The 2,822-nt window shown below is 61.8% G+C and carries 2 protein-coding genes; both read right to left on the reverse strand.

Annotated features, from left to right (window positions below; translation table 11 throughout):
- On the reverse strand, positions 1–545 hold a 545-nt coding region (locus ACE026_RS03300; RefSeq protein ID WP_486037823.1), incomplete at its 3' end, for a GTP-binding protein.
- A gap of 53 nt (positions 546–598) precedes the next feature.
- Positions 599–2,740, reverse strand: a complete 2,142-nt coding sequence (gene fusA, locus ACE026_RS03305; RefSeq protein WP_121044654.1) for an elongation factor G — start codon at positions 2,738–2,740, stop codon at positions 599–601.
- Between the last annotated feature and the right edge of the window lie 82 nt (positions 2,741–2,822).

Raw genomic sequence — 2,822 nt, forward strand, 5'->3', positions numbered from 1 at the left:
TCGCCTTCCAGCGCCAGGCGGGCCGAACCCGAGATGATCGGGGTGTCATCGCCCGGGAAGTCGTACTTGCTCAGCAGCTCGCGGACTTCCATCTCGACCAGTTCCAGCAGCTCGGCGTCATCGACCATGTCCGCCTTGTTCAGGAAGACGACGATGTACGGCACGCCGACCTGACGCGAGAGCAGGATGTGCTCACGGGTCTGCGGCATCGGGCCGTCAGCAGCCGAACAGACCAGGATCGCGCCGTCCATCTGGGCAGCACCGGTGATCATGTTCTTGACGTAGTCAGCATGGCCCGGGCAATCGACGTGGGCGTAATGACGTTCGGTGGATTCGTATTCGACGTGTGCGGTCGAGATCGTGATGCCACGTGCCTTTTCTTCCGGCGCGGCGTCGATCGAGGAGTAATCCTTGAACTCGCCACCGAAGCGCTCGGCACCGATCTTGGTCAGTGCAGCGGTCAGCGTGGTCTTGCCGTGATCGACGTGACCGATGGTGCCGACGTTGACGTGCGGCTTGGTGCGCTCGAACTTACCCTTTGCCATTGTTGTATACCTTGGATATCAGAAAAGAATGAGGTGGAGTCCTGAGCTTACGCTCAGGACTTCTTGATCACGGTTTCGGCGATGTTGTTCGGCGCCGGCTCGTAGTGGTCGAACTCCATCGTGAACGTTGCGCGACCCTGGGTCTGCGAACGCAGCGAGGTGGCGTAACCGAACATTTCACCCAGCGGGATCATCGCGTTGATGATGCTGGCCGAACCGTCACCGGTGGTGCTCGAACCCTGCAGCACGCCACGACGACGGCTGACGTCGCCCATCACGTCACCCTGGTAATCCTCCGGGGTCACGATCTCGACCTTCATGATCGGCTCCAGCAGGACCGGCTTGGCCTTCTGGAAGCCCTGCTTGAAGGCCATCGAGGAAGCCAGCTTGAACGCCATTTCCGAGGAGTCGACGTCATGGTACGAGCCGAACACCAGCTTCACCTTGACGTCAACGACCGGGAAGCCAGCCAGCGGACCGCTGGTGATGGTTTCGCGCAGGCCCTTTTCGATCGACGGAATGAATTCCTTCGGAATCACGCCACCGGTGATGTCGTTGATGAACAGGAAGTCGTCCTTGATCATCGGACCGATCTTCGGGTCGGCACGGTCTTCAGCGGTGATCGGCGACAGCTCGATCACGACGTGACCGTACTGACCCTTACCACCGGACTGCTTGGCGTGCTTGTAGTCCGACTTCACGTCCGCCATCTGGATGGTTTCGCGGTACGCAACCTGCGGCTTGCCAACGTTGGCTTCAACGTTGAACTCGCGCTTCATGCGATCCACGATGATGTCCAGGTGCAGCTCGCCCATGCCCGAGATGATGGTCTGGCCGGATTCTTCGTCGGTCTTGACGCGGAACGACGGATCTTCCTGGGCCAGACGGCCGAGGGCCAGACCCATCTTTTCCTGGTCGGACTTGGTCTTCGGTTCGACGGCCATCGAGATGACCGGCTCCGGGAACACCATGCGCTCCAGGATGATCGGGTGGTCCTGCGAGCACAGGGTGTCACCGGTGGTGGTGTCCTTCAGACCCACCGCAGCGGCGATGTCACCGGCCAGCACTTCCTTGATCTCTTCGCGATCGTTGGAATGCATCTGCAGGATGCGGCCGATGCGCTCCTTCTTGCCCTTGACCGAGTTCAGCAGCTGGTCGCCGGCATTCAGGGTGCCCGAGTAGACACGGAAGAAGGTCAGCGCGCCGACGAACGGATCGGTGATGATCTTGAAGGCCAGCGCCGAGAACGGCGCCTTGTCATCGGACTTGCGGCTCAGCGCAATGGTTTCGTCGTCCACGTCGGTACCGGTCACGTCCGGCACGTCGATCGGCGACGGCAGCAGCTGCACCACGCCGTCCAGCATGGCCTGCACGCCCTTGTTCTTGAACGCCGAGCCGCAGTACATCGGCACGATGTCGGTGGCCAGGGTGCGCACGCGCAGGGCTTCGACGATTTCGGCCTCGGTCAGCTCTTCGCCGCCCAGGTACTTTTCCATCAGCTCTTCGCTGGCTTCAGCCGCGGCTTCGATCATGTAGGTACGGGCCTCTTCGGCCTCCGCCTGCATGTCAGCCGGGATCTCCAGGTACTCGAACTTCATGCCCTGCGAGGCTTCATCCCAATGGATGGCCTTCATCTTGATCAGATCGACCACGCCCTTGAAGCCGTCTTCAGCGCCGATCGGCAGCTGCATCGGCACGGCAGTGGCGCCGAGCTTGGCCTTCAGCTGGCCGACGACCTTGGTGAAGTTGGCACCGGTGCGGTCCATCTTGTTGACGAAGGCAATGCGCGGCACCTTGTACCGGTTGGCCTGGCGCCACACGGTTTCCGACTGCGGCTGCACGCCACCGACGGCGCACAGCACGAAGACCGCGCCGTCGAGCACGCGCAGCGAGCGCTCCACTTCGATGGTGAAGTCGACGTGCCCGGGGGTATCGATGATGTTGAAGCGGTGCTCCGGCAGGGACTTGTCCATGCCCTTCCAGAACGCGGTGGTGGCAGCGGACTGGATCGTGATGCCACGCTCCTGCTCCTGCTCCATCCAGTCCATGGTGGCAGCGCCGTCGTGCACTTCACCGATCTTGTGGCTCTTGCCGGTGTAGAACAGGATGCGCTCGGACGTGGTGGTCTTGCCGGCATCGATGTGGGCCATGATGCCGAAATTGCGGTAACGCTCGATGGGAGTGGTGCGGGCCACGGGAGCCTCTCAATTTCTTGGAATTCGGATGGCCGAACGCCGCCTTTCGGCGGCCTTCGGATTGGCGGGGCACCCCAGGTGC

The sequence above is a fragment of the Stenotrophomonas sp. AGC87 genome, from assembly GCF_057333975.1.